The organism is Bradyrhizobium sp. UFLA05-89 (assembly GCF_059803475.1).
Genome location: NZ_JBANBA010000251.1, coordinates 1 through 1,718 on the forward strand (window position 1 = coordinate 1; position 1,718 = coordinate 1,718).

General features: G+C 59.7%; 2 pseudogenes. Both read right to left on the minus strand.

Annotated features, from left to right (window positions below):
* A pseudogene (locus tag SO139_RS46040) lies at positions 1–670 on the minus strand (IS3 family transposase); the annotation flags it as partial.
* A gap of 33 nt (positions 671–703) precedes the next feature.
* Positions 704–1,718 (minus strand): annotated as a pseudogene (locus tag SO139_RS46045) (IS110 family RNA-guided transposase); the annotation flags it as partial.

Sequence of the window (1,718 nt, forward strand, 5' to 3'; positions counted from 1 at the left end):
ACGGTGTGATCGTCGCTTTCGAATGCCCATCGCAACCTCCTTCGTTCAGGTGTTGCGACGACCGCTTGAATCCGCCCTGAACGCCACGATCTGAATGGTGGATCAAGCCGGCGCCAGGCCGCTGTGTCGCAATTGCCATCGCTAGGGCCGCCATTGGCAGTTCGGCGCGCAAATGATCCGCCATCGCCCAGCCGACGATTTTGCGGCTGTAGAGATCCATCAGCGTGGCCAGATAGAGCCAGCCCTGATCGGTCTGGACGTAGGTGATGTCGGCGAGCCAGATCTGGTTCGGCGCGGCGGCGATGAAGTTGCGCTCGAGAAGATTCGGGGCGATCGGGAAATCGTGACGGCTGTCGGTGGTCCGCATCCGGCGTGGCTTCACCATGATGGCCCTGATGCCATGGCGGCGCATCAATCGCTCGATGCGACAGCGGCTTGCCCCGCGGCCCTGAGCCCTCAACTCGGCATGGACGCGCGGGCTGCCATAGCGACCATTGGTGTCGCGGTGAACCCGCCTGATGTCGTCGACGAGCTCACGATTGGCGGCGGATCGCTGGCTCTCCGGGCGCGAGCGCCAGGCATAATAGCCGGCCGGCGAGACACCGAGCACGCCGCACATGATCGTCACCGGATAGTCGGCGCGGCGATCTTCGACGAAGCGAAATCTCATTTCGGAACTCCAGCAAAGATCGCGATCGACTTCCTAAGAAACAGCCGGATTGGCGTCTGCTGAAATGGCCTGCAACACAAAGCCCAATGATTTGGCCCGGCGCTGAAGGTTGGCGAGGACGCGCTTGCGATATTGTTGCTCATAGTGGTCGGCGCCCGGATCCCGGTAGCTTATGCCGTGCCGGAGAGTGTTGTAAAATAGAACTGCGATCTTACGGGCAGTCGCTGTCACCGCCTTTGACTTGCCCGCGCGTGAGGATAGTCGGCGATAGAATGCTCCGAGCGCCGTATCGCTGCGCCCGACTGTTGTTGCTGCCAACCGCAACAGTGCGGCTGCCCGACTAGAGGATCTCCGTGTGCGCGAAGATAGCACCTTGCCGCCGGAGATTTTGTTGCCGGGTGCAAGACAAAGCCAGGAGGTGAAGTGCTTAACACTTGGCCACGCCTTCAGATCTGTGCCGCATTCGCCGACCAGCTTCAGTGCAAGCGACGGACCCAATCCATGGATCTCGGTCAGATCGACGGCGAGCACTCCGTAGAGTGCGGTTCTAATCGAAGGTGGGCGTGTTGACCTATTTGGTCTTGATACGCGGCTTAGATAGCCTTCCAACCGGTTTTGCCGCTTTATTGCTCAATGACGCGATCAGGACCTCCAGCTTGCGGTCGCAGTCCAGCATCTTCGCCTGGTAGACGTCGTAGAGTTCCAGCGATTGGGTCAACGCAAAAACGTGTTCGTGCCGATTGTTGCCCACCAGTGCTGCGCGGATCGTCTCGATGGATGAATGGCATCGCACGTCCCGATAGGTTGCCAAGACGTCAGGATTCCGCTCGCCTGCAACAATGGCTCGGATGATCCGCATACCGGTCGCTCCCGTGATATCCGTGACCACATGATGGAGCTGCAGGTTCATCTCCATCAGGGCCTTCTGCATATGCTGGATATGGGCAGCCGCGTACTCAACCAGTCGTTCTCTGACGCAGATAGGCGCGCAGAGTTGCAATCTCGGCATCGGGCCGGAAGCTGCCGCGTAACAGGCCATAGGAATGAA